Raw genomic sequence first — 18,368 nt, 5'->3', positions numbered from 1 at the left:
TGTCGAAGGGACACAATTAAAGGCGGAATGAGAGATGAGCGAAAAATTGACATTAACGCTGGATGAGCAGGTCTACCCAATTGCCAGCGGTGTTTTTCCGGATGGCGCGGCCTGGCTGAAAGTCATGGAGACGTTACCGTCCTCCGCTCGTCTGATGCGTATTCGCGCAGTGGCGATGCGCGATATGAACGATTTCATGCTGCTGGCACAACTGGTTGAGGCGGTACGCCACCAGACGGATGTGCTGGTGAGTCATCTTGAACTTCCCTGGTTGCCGTGGGCGCGCCAGGACCGCCATATGGTTACCGGTGACAGTTTTGCACTGAAAGTCTTTGCTCATCAGCTCAACACGCTGAAGTTTGACAAAGTGAAAGTACTCGACCCGCATAGTGATGCCGCAGCGGCGGCGATAGAGAATATGGTCGCCGTGCCACAGGAAGTCTGCCTGCTGCAAAGCACGACTCTGCGCCGTCAGTTTCAACAACATGCGCTGATGCTGGTGGCTCCGGATGCCGGGGCACTGAAGAAAATCGATGCGGTGGCCAGAGCTGCTGGGGGAGCGGAGTACGCCATTCTGAGTAAAAAACGCGATGTGGCGAGTGGCAATCTGACCGGTTTCGCACTGGTGGCGGGAGACGTGAAGGACAGAGATGTGCTGATTGTTGATGACCTGTGCGACGCCGGTGGCACTTTCATTGGTTCGGCGCAAGTGCTGCGTGATGCCGGAGCGCGCAGTGTCAGTCTGTACGTGACGCATGGCATCTTCTCGAAAGGTGTGGATCACCTGTTTGCCAATGGCATTGATGCCCTCTACACCACCACCTCGCTGGCAGCGCCGACGCTGGTGCATCCGCAGCTTGAGCTTATTGATATTGACGCGATTTACCGCTGAGGGAGACAACATAATGAAAATGAATCCAATTCTGGCTATCGACGGCTATAAAGTGTCCCACCGTGTTCAGTATCCGCAAGGAACCACCCGGGTGTATTCCAACTTCACGCCGCGCAGCGATCGCTATTTTCAGTCGCCGTTGCCGGATGGCAAGCTGGTGTTCTTTGGTTTGCAGGGTTTTTTGCAGTGGTTTCTGGTCGATTTGTTTAACGAGGCTTTCTTTGCCCGCCCGGAAGACGACGTCGTCAACGAATATAAGCAGGTGATGGACAGTTATCTTGGTCGTGATGCTGTCGCGGTCGATCATATTCGCGCGCTGCATCAGTTGGGCTACCTGCCGCTGCACATTAAAGCGCTGGATGAAGGCACTAAAGTGCCCATGGCGGTACCCGTTCTCACCATTATCAACACCAAACCTGAGTTTTTCTGGTTGGTGAATTACCTGGAAACCGTCCTGTCGGCGGAACTCTGGAAAGCCTCAACGAACGCGACTATTGCTCACCATTACCGCAAAATTTGCGAACGTTGGGCGCAGAAAACCTGTAGCGACCTGACGCATCTCGACTTTCAGTGTCATGATTTTTCGTTTCGCGGCATGGCCGGACTTCAGGACACCATGCAGGCGGGCAGCGGACATCTGTTGAGTTTTAAAGGCACGGATAGCATTCCGTCGCTGTTGTATGCCCGTGATTACTACACTGACGGCGAAGGGTATTTTATCGGCGCCAGTATTCCGGCGACCGAACACAGCGTGATGTGCATGGGCGAACAAGAGCATGAGATTGAAACGTTCCGTCGGTTGATTGTCGATCTCTATCCGCAGGGTTTTGTGTCAATCGTTTCTGATACCTGGGACTACTGGCAGGTGCTGACGGAGTATACCCGTGAACTCAAAAGTCACATTCTGGCGCGCGAAGGGCGGGTGGTCTTTCGTCCAGACAGCGGTGATCCGGTGGCGATCCTTTGCGGCACAGGAATGGACGAGGATGATCGCGCAGAGCGCACGCCGCAGGAGAAAGGATCGGTGGAAGTGCTGTGGGAAATTTTCGGCGGCACAATTAATGACAAAGGTTATAAGGTGCTCGATCCGCACGTTGGGCTGATTTATGGGGACTCCATCACCCTTGAACGGGCAAATGAGATTCTGCGTCGTCTGGAGGCGAAAGGTTTCGCCAGCTCGAACGTGGTCTTCGGGGTCGGTTCTTTCACCTATCAGTACAACACGCGCGACACCTTTGGTTTTGCGATGAAAGCCACCTGGGGAGAGGTTGATGGCAACGGACGGACAATCTTTAAAGCGCCGAAAACCGATAATGGACTGAAACGTTCTGCCCGCGGTTTGTTGCGCGTTGCGCGTGATGAGCAGGGCGAGTTACGCCTGCACGATGAGCAAAACTGGGAGCAAGAGCAGGAAGGGGAGCTGAAAACCCGTTTTCTCAACGGTAAGCTTTTTAACCGCGAACATTTTGAAAAAATCCGCCAGCGGTTGGCGATGCAGCAGTAAGTTGTGATTTTGTGCGAGGATGTTCGATACCGTTCGTAAGCCTGATAAGACGCGCAAGCGTCGTCATCAGGCATCACCGACTCCAGTGCCGGATGGCGGCTTCGCCTTATCCGGCCTGATTTAAATCCGCTCGCAGTTATCCGGCAATCATGGCTACTCAGCCAGCATCTGTTCGAGCTGTTCCTGGGCTTCAAGCCAGGCCATTTCACACTCTTCCAGCCCTGATTTGGCGCTGGCTTGCTGTTGCAGACAGGCTGTCAGCTCGGCTTTTCTGCTCTGATCATATAGCTCGCTGTCGCCCAGCTTTTCTTCTGCCTGCGCCAGTTGCGCGTTCAGTTTCTCCATCTCTTTTTCCAGTCGCGTAATTTCTTTACGCAGCGGCTGAGTTTGCGTACGTAGCTCAGCTTCACGGCGTTTCTGATCTTTACGCGCCTGCGCGCTATTGGCGTTGTCTTTCGGCGCGTCATCAGGCTGCGTTTCCTGTTTCTGCACGTCGCTCAGCCATTGTTGATAATCTTCCAGATCGCCATCGAACGGCTCGACTTTACGGTCATGCACAAGGTAGAGATCATCAGTGGTTGAGCGTAAAAGATGACGGTCGTGCGAAACGACAACCAACGCCCCTTCAAAATCGATCAAGGCTTCGGTCAGTGCCTGACGCATGTCCAGATCCAGGTGGTTGGTCGGTTCATCGAGCAGCAGCAGATTCGGACGCTGCCAGACGATCAGCGCCAGCACCAGACGGGCCTTTTCACCGCCGGAGAAACGTTGGGTCTCTTCCGTGACTTTATCGCCCTGGAAGCCAAAGCCGCCGAGATAATCCCGCAGCTTCTGTTCCAGCTCCTGCGGTGCCAGTCGCGCCAGATGTTGCAACGGTGATTCGTCTGCGCGCAGGAACTCCAGTTGATGCTGGGCGAAATACCCCAGTTTGATGCCTTTTGCCAGACCGATCTCTCCACTGACGGGGTTAAGCTCGCCCGCGAGCAGTTTGATCAGCGTCGATTTCCCCGCGCCGTTACGTCCTAACAGTCCGATGCGTGAGCCGGGAACCAGATTGAGTTTGATTGAGTCGAGGATCACGCGCTCGCCATATCCGGCGCTAACTTTCTCCATTTTCAGCAGCGGGTTAGGCAGGCTTTCTGGCGCACGGAAGCTGAAGTGAAACGGGTTGTCGACGTGTGCCGGGGCGATAAGCTCCATGCGTTCCAGCATCTTGATACGGCTCTGTGCTTGCTTCGCTTTGGTCGCTTTGGCGCGGAAACGGTCGATATAACTTTGCAAGTGCGCGACACGCTCTTGCTGGCTTTCGTACATCGCTTGCTGTTGCGCCAGACGCGTGGCTCGCTGAATTTCAAACGCGCTGTAGTTGCCGGTGTACTCGAACATCGTTTGTTGTTCGATATGAATAATTTTATCAACCACCGGATCGAGGAAGTCGCGGTCGTGAGAGATAAGGATCAGCGTCCCCTGATAGCTCTTCAGCCATTTCTCCAGCCAGATGACGGCGTCCAGATCAAGGTGGTTGGTCGGTTCATCGAGCAGCAGCAAATCAGAGCGGCAGATCAGGGCCTGGGCCAGGTTAAGGCGCATGCGCCAGCCACCGGAGAAGTCGCTGACCGGGCGCTCAAGTTGCTCGTTGGAGAAACCGAGGCCGTGGAGCAGACTGGCGGCGCGGGAGCGCACGGTCCAGGCGTCGATGGCGTCCAGTTTGCCATGCACGGTGGCAATTGCGTGTCCATCGTTACGTTCGTTGGCGTCGTTCAGTTGCGCTTCCAACTGGCGATACTCACGGTCGCCGTCAATAACGTATTCCAGCGCAGGCTGAGGAAGCGCGGGCGTTTCCTGATTCACCCACGCCAGTTGCCAGTTGCCCGGGAAGGAAAAACTGCCGCCATCGGCGCTGATTTCATTTTTGAGCAAGGCCAGCAGGGTAGATTTACCGCAGCCATTTTTACCCACCAGACCGACTTTCTGACCCGGATTGATGGTTGCTGTCGCATTGTCCAGCAAGACGCGTACGCCGCGGCGAATTTGTAACGAGGAGAAAACAATCATAAGGCGCCGTATGTTCAGACTATGTTAATTTATCATTATGATAATGTAGTGTGTGTGGGCGTACTGCCGCACTGGAGCGCAATGGTAGCCCAAAACAACGACTATACACAAAAACCGGGAGGGGGATGATGTCCCAGCCAGCGAAAGTTTTGCTGCTGTATGCCCATCCGGAATCTCAGGACTCGGTCGCCAATCGGGTTCTGCTTAAGCCGGCCATGCAGCTCAGTAATGTGACGGTGCACGATCTTTACGCGCACTACCCTGATTTTTTTATCGATATTCCGCATGAGCAGGCACTGCTGCGTGAACACGATGTGATTGTTTTTCAGCACCCTTTATATACCTACAGTTGCCCGGCACTGCTCAAAGAGTGGTTCGACCGGGTGTTGAGCCGTGGTTTTGCCAGCGGTCCCGGAGGAAATCAACTGGCGGGAAAGTACTGGCGAAGCGTGATCACCACCGGCGAACCGGAAAGTGCATACCGCTATGACGCGCTGAACCGTTATCCGATGAGTGACGTGTTGCGCCCCTTTGAACTGACGGCGGCGATGTGTCGTATGCATTGGATGAGTCCAATCATTATTTACTGGGCCAGGCGACAAAGTGCGCAGGAATTAGCCAGCCATGCCAGGGCGTATGGTGAATGGCTGGCAAACCCTGTTGTTGCGGGAGGTCGCTGATGGAAGGTTCCGATTTATTACTGGCAGGTGTGCTGTTTCTCTTCGCGGCTGTCGTTGCGGTGCCGTTGGCCGCGCGACTGGGTATCGGCGCTGTCCTGGGCTATTTGCTGGCCGGGATCGCTATTGGTCCGTGGGGGCTGGGGTTTATCAGCGACGTTGATGAGATCCTGCATTTCTCTGAGCTGGGCGTAGTCTTCCTGATGTTTATTATTGGCCTGGAACTGAATCCCTCAAAGCTCTGGCAGTTGCGACGCTCTATTTTTGGCGTTGGGGCGGCGCAGGTGATGTTGAGCGCGGCGGTGCTGGCGGGACTACTGATGCTGACCCGCTTCTCATGGCAGGCGGCGGTAGTCGGCGGGATTGGTCTGGCAATGTCATCAACCGCTATGGCGCTTCAGTTAATGCGTGAAAAAGGGATGAATCGCAGTGAATCCGGGCAACTGGGTTTTTCTGTACTGCTGTTTCAGGATTTGGCAGTGATCCCGGCGCTGGCGCTGGTGCCGCTGTTGGCGGGTTCCGCCGATGAACATTTTGACTGGATCAAAGTGGGCATGAAGGTACTGGCATTTGCGGGCATGCTGATTGGCGGACGCTATCTGCTGCGCCCTGTGTTTCGCTTTATCGCCAGTTCGGGGGTGAGGGAGGTTTTTACGGCCGCCACCCTGCTGTTGGTGCTGGCTTCGGCGCTGTTCATGGACGCGCTGGGGCTGTCGATGGCGCTGGGGACGTTTATTGCCGGTGTGTTACTGGCGGAAAGCGAATACCGCCATGAGCTGGAAACCGCCATCGATCCCTTTAAGGGCTTGCTGCTGGGGCTGTTCTTTATTTCGGTAGGAATGTCGTTGAATCTTGGGGTGCTCTATACCCATCTGCTGTGGGTCGCGATCAGCGTCGTCATTCTGGTGGCCGTCAAGACGCTGGTGCTCTATTTGCTGGCGCGCGTGTATGGCGTGAGGAGTTCGGAACGCATGCAGTTTGCGGGCGTATTGAGTCAGGGGGGCGAGTTTGCTTTTGTGCTCTTTTCGACCGCGTCTTCTCAGCGACTGTTCCAGGGCGATCAGATGGCGCTGTTGCTGGTAACGGTCACGCTGTCGATGATGACGACGCCATTGCTAATGAAGCTCATTGATAAATGGCTTTCCAGACAGATCAATGGCCCGGAAGAGGAAGACGAAGCCCCCTGGGTGGATGATGATAAGCCGCAGGTCATTGTGGTGGGATTTGGACGATTCGGTCAGGTGATTGGGCGTTTGTTGATGGCGAACAAGATGCGTATTACGGTGCTTGAGCGGGATATCAGTGCCGTCAACCTGATGCGTAAGTATGGCTACAAGGTGTATTACGGTGATGCCACTCAGGTGGATCTCCTGCGTTCGGCGGGGGCGGAAGCGGCGGAATCGATTGTGATCACCTGTAACGAGCCTGAAGACACCATGAAGCTGGTAGAACTGTGTCAACAGCATTTTCCGCATTTACATATTCTTGCGCGGGCGCGCGGACGTGTAGAAGCACATGAGTTATTACAGGTTGGGGTGACACAGTTTTCGCGTGAAACTTTTTCCAGTGCGCTGGAACTGGGGCGTAAAACGCTGGTGTCATTAGGGATGCATCCGCATCAGGCACAGCGGGCGCAACTGCACTTTCGTCGCCTGGATATGCGTATGCTACGGGAGTTGATCCCGATGCATACCGATACGGTTCAAATCTCACGCGCCACGGAAGCCCGACGCGAGCTGGAGGAGATCTTCCAGCGAGAGATGCAGAAAGAACGGCGCCAGCTGGATGGCTGGGATGAATTTGAGTAGGGGATCAGTATGGCAATTCGTAAACGTTTTATTGCAGGTGCAAAATGCCCATCTTGCCAGGCGCAGGATTCTCTGGCGATGTGGCGAGAAAATAATATTGATATTGTTGAATGCGTTAAGTGTGGTCATCAGATGCGTGAAGCCGATAAGGCGGCGCGCGAGCATGTTCGCAAAGAAGAGCAAGTGATCGGGATTTTTCATCCGGACTAGCGATATGTAGCAGGTTTTTTTAAGCTAGTGGGTACACGAGTGCAGAATTCCGCTACAATCTGCGCCACTATTCTTCCCATGCTCAGGAGATATCATGAAAGTAGCAAAAGACCTGGTGGTCAGCCTGGCCTATCAGGTACGTACAGAAGACGGTGTGTTGGTTGATGAGTCTCCGGTGAGTGCGCCGCTGGACTACCTGCATGGTCACGGTTCCCTGATCTCTGGCCTGGAAACGGCGCTGGAAGGTCACGATGTTGGCGACAAATTTGACGTTGCAGTTGGCGCTAACGACGCTTACGGTCAGTATGACGAAAACCTGGTGCAGCGCGTTCCTAAAGACGTGTTCATGGGTGTTGACGAACTGCAGGTTGGCATGCGCTTCCTGGCGGAAACCGACCAGGGTCCAGTACCGGTAGAAATTACCGAAGTGGAAGACGACCACGTTGTGGTTGACGGTAACCACATGCTGGCTGGCCAGAATCTGAAATTCAACGTGGAAGTTGTGGCGATTCGTGAAGCGACCGAAGAAGAGCTGGCTCATGGCCATGTTCACGGTGCGCACGGTCACGACCATGACCACGATCACGAAGGTTGCTGCGGTGGCCACGGCCATGACCACGGTCATGAGCACGGCAAAGGTGGTTGTGGCGGTAATGGCGGTTGCGGTTGCCATTAATCGGCATGCTGGCCCGGTAAGCGTAGCGATACCGGGCTCGAAAAAGCGGGGGAACCCGCTTTTTTTACGTCTCAATAATGCGGCGGTGGCGTCTCTTCGGACTGAGAGGCAATGTTTGACGGTTGACTGGCTTTGAGTTTATCCGTCAGCAAACGCAGATGATCGCGTAATTTAGCCATTTCCATCTCATGAGCGGTCACTGTCACATTGAGTTCTTCAATGGTGATCTCCTGAAAAGCCAGGCGACTCTCCAGTTCAGCCAGGCGAGCTTCCATCGTTATATCCTGCATGATTCACCTCTTTTGTTGTCCCCGGCCGCGGATTCTACTTAACTTTATGGGATTGCACAGTACTCATTCGTCTTTCAGGAAACTAAATTAAACAAAAAGAGTCTGAAAAGGGGTGATAATAGGGCGTGTTCGTATGTTGATTTGTTCTACAACGCTTTATAGTACGTTTCTTGTGTAAGTTAACCCTGGGGTGAGATGCCCCGGCCCTGGAGATATGGATGAAATCACTGTTTAAAGTAACGCTGCTGGCGACCACAATGGCCGTTGCTCTGCACGCTCCGATCACTTTCGCTGCTGATGCTGCAAAACCTGCGGCAACTGCCGACAGCAAAGCTGCGTTCAAAAATGACGATCAGAAATCAGCCTATGCGCTGGGTGCTTCTCTGGGTCGTTACATGGAAAATTCCCTGAAGGAACAGGAAAAATTAGGCATTAAACTGGACAAAGATCAGCTGATCGCGGGTGTTCAGGATGCGTTTGCAGACAAGAGCAAATTGTCTGACCAGGAAATCGAACAAACTCTGCAGGCGTTTGAAGCTCGCGTGAAGAGCTCCGCTCAGGCGAAGATGGAAAAAGACGCGACTGAAAACGAAGCTAAAGGTAAAGCATTCCGCGAGAAATTCGCAAAAGAGAAAGGGGCTAAAACCTCTTCTACTGGCCTTGTCTATAAAGTAGAAAAAGCCGGTACTGGCGATGCGCCGAAAGACAGCGACACTGTAGTGGTGAATTACAAAGGTACGCTGATTGACGGTAAAGAGTTCGATAACTCTTACACCCGTGGTGAGCCGCTCTCTTTCCGTCTGGATGGTGTGATCCCTGGCTGGACTGAAGGCCTGAAGAACATCAAGAAAGGCGGTAAGATCCAACTGGTTATTCCACCGGATCTGGCTTACGGCAAAACGGGCGTACCGGGTATCCCGGCTAACTCTACGCTGGTATTCGACGTAGAGTTGCTGGACATCAAACCAGCACCGAAAGCCGATGCCGCAGCGCCAGCAGAAGCTGACGCCAAAGCAGCAGATGCTGCTAAAAAATAAAAACTGAGAACCGCCGCCAGTATGGCGGCGGTTTTTTAATTGCAGGCCGGATATAATTAGTACTGGAAAGCGGAACCTCCGCTGTATTAATTTAGTTGTCCGCGTAAATAATGAGCCTGCCCTGAAAACATACCGACAGGCTCCTGAAAAGGAGTGTTTTTTTTCATGTCCAGGTCGCTTTTAACCAACGAAACCAGTGAGCTTGATTTACTGGATCAACGTCCTTTCGATCAAACCGACTTCGATATTCTGAAATCCTACGAAGCGGTGGTGGACGGGTTAGCGATGCTCATTGGTTCCCATTGTGAAATCGTATTGCACTCTTTGCAGGATTTGAAATGCTCAGCAATTCGCATTGCTAACGGTGAACACACGGGCCGCAAAATTGGCTCGCCGATTACTGACCTTGCGTTGCGCATGCTGCATGACATGACGGGTGCGGACAGCAGCGTGTCGAAGTGCTACTTTACACGCGCGAAAAGCGGTGTCTTGATGAAGTCGGTGACGATCGCTATTCGCAACCGCGAGCATCGTGTGATTGGTCTGCTGTGCATTAACATGAACCTTGATGTACCGTTCTCACAGATTATGAATACCTTCATTCCGCCGGAAACGCCGGAAGTGGGTTCCTCAGTTAACTTTGCCTCCTCGGTAGAAGATTTGGTCACGCAAACGCTGGAGTTCACGATTGAAGAAGTGAACGCCGACCGCAACGTGTCTAACAATACGAAGAACCGCCAGATTGTGCTCAACCTCTACGAGAAAGGCATCTTCGATATCAAAGATGCGATTAACCAGGTGGCTGACCGCCTGAACATCTCCAAGCACACGGTATATCTCTACATACGTCAGTTCAAAAGCGGTGATTTTCAGGGACAGGATAATAAGTAATGCGTTTCGCCATTGTGGTCACTGGCCCGGCTTACGGCACACAGCAGGCGAGCAGCGCCTTGCAGTTTGCCCATGCGGTGCTCAATGAGGGGCACGAGCTGAGCAGTGTCTTTTTCTACCGGGAAGGTGTGTATAACGCAAACATGCTGACCTCGCCTGCCAGTGATGAATTTGACGTGGTACGTGCCTGGCAACAACTGAATCAAACTTATGGTGTGACGTTAAACATCTGCGTTGCGGCAGCATTGCGCCGGGGTATTGTGGATGAGACGGAGGCCGCAAGACTGGGTCTGGCTGCGGCTAACTTGCAGCCAGGGTTTATTCTCAGTGGGCTTGGGGCTCTGGCGGAAGCGTCGCTGACCTGCGATCGCGTGGTGCAATTTTAATGAAACGCATTGCTTTTGTATTTTCAACGGCGCCGCACGGTAGCGCATCGGGTCGTGAAGGACTGGATGCGCTACTGGCAACATCCGCATTAACAGAAGAGCTTGGTGTCTTTTTTATTGGCGATGGCGTTTTTCAGATACTTCAGGGGCAAAAACCTGATGCGGTACTGGCGCGTGACTACATTGCTACCTTTAAACTGCTGGAACTCTACGATATTGAGCAGTGTTGGCTTTGTGCCACTTCTTTGCGTGAACGTGGTCTGTCGGAAGACTCGCACTTTGTCATTGATGTGACTCTGCTTGAATCGGAGGCGTTGCGCAATGAGCTTGACGGCTATGACGTTATCCTGAATTTCTGAGGTCCTTATGTCTATACTGCATATTTTACATCGCTCTGCGTGGCATTCGGATCTCTCCTCTCTCTTTCGTCTGCTCAAAGAAGGGGATGAACTTTTGTTGCTACAGGATGGTGTGATGGCCGCCATTGAAGGCAGCCGTTTCCTTGAAAGTTTGCTGAATGCCCCCATTAAGATATACGTGCTGGAAGAAGACATTAAAGCTCGCGGTTTGGCTGGTCAAATTTCAGACAGTGTCGTCAGGGTTGACTATACTGACTTCGTCAGACTTGTGGCGAAACATCCCCGCCAGATGACCTGGTAATGCGGGATTGTTGTATATTTCTTGACACCTTTTCGACGCCGCCCTAAAATTCTGCGTCCTCATATTGTGTGAGGGCGTTTTATTACGTGTTTACGAAGCAAAAGCTAAAACCAGGAGCTATTTAATGGCAACAGTTAACCAGCTGGTACGCAAACCACGTGCACGCAAAGTTGCAAAAAGCAACGTGCCTGCGCTGGAAGCATGCCCGCAAAAACGTGGCGTATGTACTCGTGTATATACTACCACTCCTAAAAAACCGAACTCCGCACTGCGTAAAGTATGTCGTGTTCGTTTGACTAACGGTTTTGAAGTGACTTCCTACATCGGTGGTGAAGGTCACAACCTGCAGGAGCACTCCGTGATCCTGATCCGTGGCGGTCGTGTAAAAGACCTCCCGGGTGTTCGTTACCACACCGTTCGTGGTGCGCTTGACTGCTCCGGCGTTAAAGACCGTAAGCAATCACGCTCCAAGTATGGCGTGAAACGTCCTAAGGCTTAATGGTTCTCCGTTAAGTAAGGCCAAACGTTTTAAATTAATGTCAAACTAAACTCGTAGAGTTTTGGACAATCCTGAATTAACAACGGAGTATTTCCATGCCACGTCGTCGCGTCATTGGTCAGCGTAAAATTCTGCCGGATCCGAAGTTCGGATCAGAACTGCTGGCTAAATTTGTAAATATCCTGATGGTAGATGGTAAAAAATCTACTGCCGAAACTATCGTATACAGCGCGCTTGAGACCCTGGCTCAGCGTTCTGGTAAAAACGAACTGGAAGCTTTCGAAGTAGCTCTCGAAAACGTGCGCCCGACTGTCGAAGTTAAGTCTCGCCGCGTTGGTGGTTCTACTTATCAGGTACCAGTTGAAGTCCGTCCGGTTCGTCGTAATGCTCTGGCAATGCGTTGGATCGTTGAAGCTGCTCGTAAACGCGGTGATAAATCCATGGCTCTGCGCCTGGCGAACGAACTTTCTGATGCTGCAGAAAACAAAGGTACTGCAGTTAAGAAACGTGAAGACGTTCACCGTATGGCAGAAGCCAACAAGGCGTTCGCACACTACCGTTGGTAATCCCTTCGGAGTAATAGTCACCAGGCGGGCGCTTCTTGCAAGCAGCCCGCTTTGGGCTACTTAAATTGAACGCCTAAAAGATAAACGAGGAATCAAATGGCTCGTACAACACCCATCGCACGCTACCGTAACATCGGTATCAGTGCGCACATCGACGCCGGTAAAACCACCACTACCGAACGTATTCTGTTCTACACCGGTGTAAACCATAAAATCGGTGAAGTTCATGACGGCGCAGCTACCATGGACTGGATGGAGCAGGAGCAGGAACGTGGTATTACCATCACTTCCGCAGCGACTACTGCATTCTGGTCAGGTATGGCTAAGCAGTATGAGCCGCATCGCGTAAACATCATCGACACCCCGGGGCACGTTGACTTCACTATCGAAGTAGAACGTTCCATGCGTGTTCTTGATGGTGCGGTAATGGTTTACTGCGCAGTTGGTGGTGTTCAGCCGCAGTCTGAAACCGTATGGCGTCAGGCAAACAAATATAAAGTTCCGCGTATTGCGTTCGTTAACAAAATGGACCGCATGGGTGCGAACTTCCTGAAAGTTGTTGGTCAGATCAAAACCCGTCTGGGCGCGAACCCGGTTCCGCTGCAGCTGGCAATTGGTGCTGAAGAAGGTTTCACCGGTGTTGTTGACCTGGTGAAAATGAAAGCCATCAACTGGAACGAAGCAGACGCAGGTGTAACCTTCGAATACGAAGATATCCCGGCTGACATGCAGGAACTGGCTGAAGAATGGCACCAGAACCTGATTGAGTCCGCTGCGGAAGCGTCTGAAGAGCTGATGGAAAAATACCTGGGTGGCGAAGAGCTGACCGAGGAAGAAATCAAGAAAGCTCTGCGTCAGCGCGTTCTGAACAACGAAATCATCCTGGTAACCTGCGGTTCTGCGTTTAAGAACAAAGGTGTTCAGGCGATGCTGGATGCGGTAATCGATTACCTGCCGGCTCCGACTGATGTTCCTGCGATCAACGGTATCCTGGACGACGGTAAAGATACTCCGGCTGAGCGTCACGCAAGTGATGACGAGCCGTTCTCTGCACTGGCGTTCAAAATCGCTACCGACCCGTTCGTAGGTAACCTGACCTTCTTCCGTGTGTACTCCGGTGTGGTTAACTCTGGTGATACCGTACTGAACTCCGTGAAATCTGCACGTGAGCGTTTCGGTCGTATCGTTCAGATGCACGCTAACAAACGTGAAGAGATCAAAGAAGTTCGCGCAGGCGACATCGCTGCTGCGATCGGTCTGAAAGACGTGACTACAGGTGATACTCTGTGTGATCCGGAGAACCCGATCATTCTGGAGCGTATGGAATTCCCTGAGCCGGTAATCTCCATCGCCGTAGAACCGAAAACCAAAGCTGACCAGGAAAAAATGGGTCTGGCTCTGGGTCGTCTGGCTAAAGAAGACCCGTCTTTCCGCGTATGGACTGACGAAGAATCTAACCAGACCATCATCGCCGGTATGGGTGAACTGCACCTCGACATCATCGTTGACCGTATGAAGCGTGAATTCAACGTTGAAGCGAACGTCGGTAAACCTCAGGTTGCTTACCGCGAAGCGATTCGTGCGAAAGTTACCGATATCGAAGGTAAACACGCGAAACAGTCTGGTGGTCGTGGTCAGTATGGTCACGTCGTTATCGACATGTACCCGCTGGAGCCGGGCTCTAACCCGAAAGGTTACGAGTTCATCAACGACATCAAAGGTGGTGTAATTCCTGGCGAATACATCCCTGCCGTTGATAAAGGTATCCAGGAACAGCTGAAATCTGGCCCGCTGGCGGGTTACCCGGTTGTTGATCTGGGCGTGCGTTTGCACTTCGGTTCTTACCATGACGTTGACTCCTCTGAGCTGGCGTTTAAACTGGCCGCTTCTATCGCCTTCAAAGATGGCTTTAAGAAAGCGAAACCAGTTCTGCTTGAGCCTATCATGAAGGTTGAAGTAGAGACTCCGGAAGAGAACACCGGTGACGTTATCGGTGACTTGAGCCGTCGTCGCGGTATGCTGCGCGGTCAGGAATCTGAAGTGACTGGCGTTAAGATCCACGCTGAAGTGCCGCTGTCTGAAATGTTCGGATATGCAACTCAGCTGCGTTCTCTGACCAAAGGTCGTGCATCATACACGATGGAATTCCTGAAGTATGATGATGCGCCGAACAACGTTGCTCAGGCCGTAATCGAAGCCCGTGGTAAGTAAGCCCCGGGGTTAAAACCTAAGTCCCGTGCTCTCTCCTGAAGGGGAGAGCACTATAGTAAGGAATATAGCCGTGTCTAAAGAAAAATTTGAACGTACAAAACCGCACGTCAACGTTGGTACTATCGGCCACGTTGACCACGGTAAAACTACTCTGACTGCTGCAATCACTACCGTACTGGCTAAAACCTACGGCGGTGCTGCTCGTGCATTCGACCAGATCGATAACGCACCGGAAGAAAAAGCTCGTGGTATCACCATCAACACTTCTCACGTTGAATATGACACCCCGACTCGCCACTACGCACACGTAGACTGCCCGGGCCACGCCGACTATGTTAAAAACATGATCACCGGTGCTGCGCAGATGGACGGCGCGATCCTGGTTGTTGCTGCGACTGACGGCCCAATGCCGCAGACTCGTGAGCACATCCTGCTGGGTCGTCAGGTAGGCGTTCCGTACATCATCGTGTTCCTGAACAAATGCGACATGGTTGATGACGAAGAGCTGCTGGAACTGGTAGAAATGGAAGTTCGTGAACTTCTGTCCCAGTACGATTTCCCGGGCGACGACACTCCGATCGTTCGTGGTTCTGCTCTGAAAGCGCTGGAAGGCGAAGCAGAGTGGGAAGCGAAAATCATCGAACTGGCTGGCTTCCTGGATTCTTACATCCCGGAACCAGAGCGTGCGATTGACAAGCCGTTCCTGCTGCCTATCGAAGACGTATTCTCCATCTCCGGTCGTGGTACCGTTGTTACCGGTCGTGTAGAGCGCGGTATCATCAAAGTGGGCGAAGAAGTTGAAATCGTTGGTATCAAAGAGACTGCCAAGTCTACCTGTACTGGCGTTGAAATGTTCCGCAAACTGCTGGACGAAGGCCGTGCTGGTGAGAACGTTGGTGTTCTGCTGCGTGGTATCAAACGTGAAGAAATCGAACGTGGTCAGGTACTGGCTAAGCCGGGTTCTATCAAGCCGCACACCAAGTTCGAATCTGAAGTTTATATCCTGTCCAAAGACGAAGGCGGCCGTCATACTCCGTTCTTCAAAGGCTACCGTCCGCAGTTCTACTTCCGTACAACTGACGTGACTGGCACCATCGAACTGCCGGAAGGCGTAGAGATGGTAATGCCGGGCGACAACATCAAAATGGTTGTTACCCTGATTCACCCGATCGCGATGGACGACGGTCTGCGTTTCGCAATCCGTGAAGGCGGCCGTACCGTTGGCGCGGGCGTTGTTGCTAAAGTAATGAGCTAATATTTAATAATTAGTTCTGACCTTAAAAAGGGCGCTACGGCGCCCTTTTTGCTGTCTGGCATTTAGTCTGTCATATTTATTCGCATTTTTTATTACTCTCCGGCTGCGTCTATACATTTGTGCTATTGTAATCATAACTATTCTCATTTACACTTTGCGCAGAAATTGAACGGGAGCGATCATGTACGTTTGTTTGTGTAATGGTGTCAGTGATAAAAAAATCCGTCAGGCGGTACGTCAGTTTCATCCCCAGTCTTTCCAGCAATTGCGAAAGTTTATTGCTATTGGAAATCAATGTGGTAAGTGTGTTCGGGCGGCGCGCGAAGTAATGCAGGACGAATTGACACAGATACCGGAATTTAAAGAGATCGCCTGAGTCACATTCTTTTTTTTGACATCCCTGTAGCCCCATCTACTCTTCAAAGAGTGGAAGCGGAGGGACTATAAAATGAAAGGTGATGTTAAAATCATAAGTTATCTCAATAAACTATTGGGTAATGAGCTTGTCGCGATCAACCAGTATTTTCTCCATGCTCGTATGTTTAAAAATTGGGGCCTGACTCGCCTCAATGATGTCGAATACCATGAGTCCATTGATGAGATGAAACACGCCGATAAGTACATCGAGCGTATCTTGTTTTTGGAGGGTATTCCAAATTTGCAGGATCTCGGCAAGTTAGGCATTGGTGAGGATGTCGAAGAGATGCTGCAATCTGACCTTAGGCTGGAACTTGAAGGCGCGAAGGATCTACGTGAAGCTATCGCTTACGCAGATACCGTTCATGATTATGTCAGCAGGGATATGATGATTGAGATTCTTGCTGATGAAGAAGGACATATCGATTGGCTGGAAACAGAGCTGGATTTAATTTCGAAACTTGGCTTGCAAAATTATCTGCAATCACAAATTAAAGTCGCAGACTAACTATCCGGTATCAGTGTTTTCCATCCCATGATAAAACCCGCAGCCGCCATATATGGCCCAAAAGGCAGCGGGTTTTTTAATGCCGCCTTACCATACCTGAATAAATCCAACCCTACTGCGGCACAGGCCAAAAACGCGGCAATGAATACCAGCAAGGGTAAGGACTGCCATTCATGCCAGGCACCCAGCGCAGCTAGAAATTTTACATCGCCATAGCCCAGCCCTTCCTGTCGGTAAGCCAGACGGTAACCCCAGTACAGTAGAGCAAACAGGACATAGCCGGCTACGGCTCCCCATAGGGCATTGGACAAGCGTGTGGGTAGAAAAAGCTGATGGTAAATGAGACCGCTCCAAAGAAGAGGGCAGGTTAATCGATCGGGTAAAAAACCCGTTCGTAAATCGGTGACCCACAGACGTCCTGATAAAAAAAGGTATGTGAGCAGAAAAGGGAGAGCAGAGTACATGGAAGGCTCCTGAGTAGACTGTGAGACCACATTAGCGGCGACAGCCTTCCATGCAATGTCATATCTGCTGCTTTGTTTCTTTCGTTCCACAGAAAAAAAGAAATGCGGAACGCTTACAGGCAGAATGGAACGGCGCCCGCATTGTCGAAAAAATGATTAATATCTACGCGGCGCTTGCGTAAGACTGAGATTTACGTATAATGCGCGGGCTTGTCTAATATTGACAGCGGTTCGATATGAGCCACCGGTACTGCGAAAGCGATACCAGACAATGTTCCCAATCGGGGAACTCTGTAAGAACGGTTACACTCTCCCATCAATCGTAATGGGTTTGAGGAGTAACTATTTCGTCTATAAAATAATTGGAGCTCTGGTCTCATGCAGAACCAAAGAATCCGTATCCGTTTGAAAGCGTTTGATCATCGTCTGATCGATCAATCAACCGCGGAAATCGTCGAGACTGCTAAGCGCACTGGTGCGCAAGTTCGTGGTCCGATCCCGCTGCCGACCCGCAAAGAGCGCTTTACCGTTCTGATCTCTCCGCACGTTAACAAAGACGCGCGTGATCAGTATGAAATTCGCACTCACAAGCGTCTGGTTGACATCGTTGAGCCAACTGAAAAAACCGTTGATGCTCTGATGCGTCTGGACCTGGCTGCCGGTGTAGACGTGCAGATCAGCCTGGGTTAATCAGGTCATCGAGCGATTGAGAGGTTGATACAATGATTGGTTTAGTCGGTAAAAAAGTGGGTATGACCCGCATCTTCACTGAAGATGGCGTATCTATCCCAGTAACCGTAATCGAAGTTGAAGCAAACCGCGTTACTCAGGTTAAAGACCTGGCTAATGATGGCTACCGCGCTGTTCAGGTTACCACCGGTGCTAAAAAAGCTAACCGTGTAACTAAGCCGGAAGCTGGCCACTTTGCTAAAGCTGGCGTAGAAGCTGGCCGCGGCCTGTGGGAGTTCCGTCTGGCAGATGGTGAAGAATTCACCGTAGGTCAGAGCATTAGCGTTGAACTGTTTGCTGACGTTAAAAAAGTTGACGTAACCGGTACCTCTAAAGGTAAAGGTTTCGCTGGTACCGTTAAGCGCTGGAACTTCCGTACCCAGGACGCTACTCACGGTAACTCCTTGTCTCACCGCGTTCCGGGTTCTATCGGTCAGAACCAGACTCCGGGCAAAGTGTTCAAAGGCAAGAAAATGGCAGGTCAGATGGGTAACGAGCGTGTCACCGTTCAGAGCCTTGACGTAGTACGCGTTGACGCTGAGCGCAACCTGCTGCTGGTTAAAGGTGGTGTTCCGGGTGCGACCGGTTGCGACCTGATCGTTAAACCAGCTGTGAAGGCGTAAGGGGATAGCA

The 18,368-nt window shown here is 51.8% G+C and carries 22 protein-coding genes; 19 read left to right on the top strand and 3 right to left on the bottom strand.

Going from position 1 to position 18,368, the window contains the following annotated elements; translation table 11 throughout:
- The first annotated feature begins 34 nt into the window (after positions 1 to 34).
- Positions 35 to 892: a ribose-phosphate diphosphokinase gene (gene prs, locus CJP72_RS22510; RefSeq protein ID WP_162383492.1), complete on the top strand. Its 858-nt coding sequence runs from the start codon at positions 35 to 37 to the stop codon at positions 890 to 892.
- Positions 893 to 905: 13 nt separating this feature from the next.
- A complete protein-coding gene (locus CJP72_RS22505) occupies positions 906 to 2,396 on the top strand; it encodes a nicotinate phosphoribosyltransferase (RefSeq protein WP_162383491.1) in 1,491 nt (496 codons plus the stop codon).
- Positions 2,397 to 2,549: 153 nt separating this feature from the next.
- On the opposite strand, the gene CJP72_RS22500 is transcribed toward CJP72_RS22505, so the two are convergent.
- Positions 2,550 to 4,451, bottom strand: coding sequence for an ABC transporter ATP-binding protein (locus CJP72_RS22500; protein ID WP_162383490.1), 1,902 nt, complete (start codon positions 4,449 to 4,451; stop codon positions 2,550 to 2,552).
- A 128-nt stretch (positions 4,452 to 4,579) separates the two neighbouring features.
- Between CJP72_RS22500 and kefG the strand changes: the two genes are divergently transcribed.
- From kefG to slyD, 4 genes are all read left to right on the top strand, one after another.
- Positions 4,580 to 5,131, top strand: coding sequence for a glutathione-regulated potassium-efflux system ancillary protein KefG (kefG, locus tag CJP72_RS22495; protein ID WP_162383517.1), 552 nt, complete (start codon positions 4,580 to 4,582; stop codon positions 5,129 to 5,131).
- Positions 5,131 to 6,936 (top strand): glutathione-regulated potassium-efflux system protein KefB, encoded by a 1,806-nt coding sequence (gene kefB, locus CJP72_RS22490; protein ID WP_162383489.1) that lies wholly within the window; start codon positions 5,131 to 5,133, stop codon positions 6,934 to 6,936. Before kefG ends, kefB begins: the two co-directional genes overlap by 1 nt.
- Before the next feature lie 9 nt (positions 6,937 to 6,945).
- A complete protein-coding gene (locus CJP72_RS22485) occupies positions 6,946 to 7,146 on the top strand; it encodes a YheV family putative zinc ribbon protein (RefSeq protein ID WP_162383488.1) in 201 nt (66 codons plus the stop codon).
- A 94-nt stretch (positions 7,147 to 7,240) separates the two neighbouring features.
- Entirely contained in the window at positions 7,241 to 7,822 is a 582-nt protein-coding gene (slyD, locus tag CJP72_RS22480) for a peptidylprolyl isomerase (RefSeq protein WP_162383487.1), read from the top strand.
- Positions 7,823 to 7,893: 71 nt separating this feature from the next.
- Here the strand turns inward: slyD and CJP72_RS22475 are convergent, their stop codons facing one another.
- Positions 7,894 to 8,112, bottom strand: a complete 219-nt coding sequence (locus CJP72_RS22475) for a protein SlyX (RefSeq protein ID WP_162383486.1) — start codon at positions 8,110 to 8,112, stop codon at positions 7,894 to 7,896.
- 218 nt (positions 8,113 to 8,330) lie between these two features.
- Between CJP72_RS22475 and fkpA the strand changes: the two genes are divergently transcribed.
- The 11 genes from fkpA (at position 8,331) to bfr (ending at position 16,542) form a co-directional block, all read left to right on the top strand.
- On the top strand, positions 8,331 to 9,149 hold the full coding sequence (fkpA, locus tag CJP72_RS22470) for an FKBP-type peptidyl-prolyl cis-trans isomerase (protein WP_162383485.1): 819 nt from the start codon (positions 8,331 to 8,333) through the stop codon (positions 9,147 to 9,149).
- Positions 9,150 to 9,314: 165 nt separating this feature from the next.
- Positions 9,315 to 10,040: a helix-turn-helix transcriptional regulator gene (locus tag CJP72_RS22465; protein WP_162383484.1), complete on the top strand. Its 726-nt coding sequence runs from the start codon at positions 9,315 to 9,317 to the stop codon at positions 10,038 to 10,040.
- Positions 10,040 to 10,426: a sulfurtransferase complex subunit TusD gene (tusD, locus tag CJP72_RS22460; RefSeq protein ID WP_162383483.1), complete on the top strand. Its 387-nt coding sequence runs from the start codon at positions 10,040 to 10,042 to the stop codon at positions 10,424 to 10,426. The genes CJP72_RS22465 and tusD overlap by 1 nt, the downstream gene beginning before the upstream one ends.
- Entirely contained in the window at positions 10,426 to 10,785 is a 360-nt protein-coding gene (tusC, locus tag CJP72_RS22455; protein WP_162383482.1) for a sulfurtransferase complex subunit TusC, read from the top strand. Before tusD ends, tusC begins: the two co-directional genes overlap by 1 nt.
- 13 nt (positions 10,786 to 10,798) lie before the next feature.
- Positions 10,799 to 11,086, top strand: a complete 288-nt coding sequence (tusB, locus tag CJP72_RS22450; RefSeq protein WP_162383516.1) for a sulfurtransferase complex subunit TusB — start codon at positions 10,799 to 10,801, stop codon at positions 11,084 to 11,086.
- 124 nt (positions 11,087 to 11,210) lie between these two features.
- Positions 11,211 to 11,585 carry a 30S ribosomal protein S12 gene (rpsL, locus tag CJP72_RS22445; protein WP_003023654.1) on the top strand — a complete coding sequence of 125 codons (375 nt, stop codon included), beginning with the start codon at positions 11,211 to 11,213 and terminating at the stop codon, positions 11,583 to 11,585.
- Between the two features lie 95 nt (positions 11,586 to 11,680).
- On the top strand, positions 11,681 to 12,151 hold the full coding sequence (gene rpsG, locus CJP72_RS22440) for a 30S ribosomal protein S7 (protein ID WP_003023657.1): 471 nt from the start codon (positions 11,681 to 11,683) through the stop codon (positions 12,149 to 12,151).
- Between the two features lie 96 nt (positions 12,152 to 12,247).
- Positions 12,248 to 14,362, top strand: a complete 2,115-nt coding sequence (gene fusA / locus CJP72_RS22435; protein WP_162383481.1) for an elongation factor G — start codon at positions 12,248 to 12,250, stop codon at positions 14,360 to 14,362.
- A 70-nt stretch (positions 14,363 to 14,432) separates the two neighbouring features.
- Positions 14,433 to 15,617: an elongation factor Tu gene (gene tuf / locus CJP72_RS22430; protein ID WP_003031109.1), complete on the top strand. Its 1,185-nt coding sequence runs from the start codon at positions 14,433 to 14,435 to the stop codon at positions 15,615 to 15,617.
- A gap of 181 nt (positions 15,618 to 15,798) precedes the next feature.
- Positions 15,799 to 15,993 (top strand): bacterioferritin-associated ferredoxin, encoded by a 195-nt coding sequence (gene bfd, locus CJP72_RS22425; RefSeq protein WP_162383480.1) that lies wholly within the window; start codon positions 15,799 to 15,801, stop codon positions 15,991 to 15,993.
- A 72-nt stretch (positions 15,994 to 16,065) separates the two neighbouring features.
- Positions 16,066 to 16,542, top strand: coding sequence for a bacterioferritin (bfr, locus tag CJP72_RS22420; RefSeq protein WP_162383479.1), 477 nt, complete (start codon positions 16,066 to 16,068; stop codon positions 16,540 to 16,542).
- On the opposite strand, the gene CJP72_RS22415 is transcribed toward bfr, so the two are convergent.
- On the bottom strand, positions 16,539 to 17,006 hold the full coding sequence (locus CJP72_RS22415) for a prepilin peptidase (protein ID WP_162383478.1): 468 nt from the start codon (positions 17,004 to 17,006) through the stop codon (positions 16,539 to 16,541). The two genes, bfr and CJP72_RS22415, sit on opposite strands and share 4 nt — an antisense overlap.
- A 378-nt stretch (positions 17,007 to 17,384) precedes the next feature.
- On the opposite strand from CJP72_RS22415, the gene rpsJ reads away from it, so the two are divergent.
- A complete protein-coding gene (gene rpsJ, locus CJP72_RS22410; RefSeq protein ID WP_001181005.1) occupies positions 17,385 to 17,696 on the top strand; it encodes a 30S ribosomal protein S10 in 312 nt (103 codons plus the stop codon).
- Positions 17,697 to 17,728: 32 nt separating this feature from the next.
- Positions 17,729 to 18,358: a 50S ribosomal protein L3 gene (gene rplC / locus CJP72_RS22405; protein WP_162383477.1), complete on the top strand. Its 630-nt coding sequence runs from the start codon at positions 17,729 to 17,731 to the stop codon at positions 18,356 to 18,358.
- Positions 18,359 to 18,368: the final 10 nt, after the last annotated feature.

It is taken from the genome of Citrobacter sp. NCU1 (genome assembly GCF_010231475.1).
Taxonomy (GTDB): Bacteria; Pseudomonadota; Gammaproteobacteria; order Enterobacterales; family Enterobacteriaceae; genus Citrobacter_D.
Note: the sequence above shows the minus strand (reverse complement) of the source record. Positions and strands in the feature narration are given on the sequence as shown.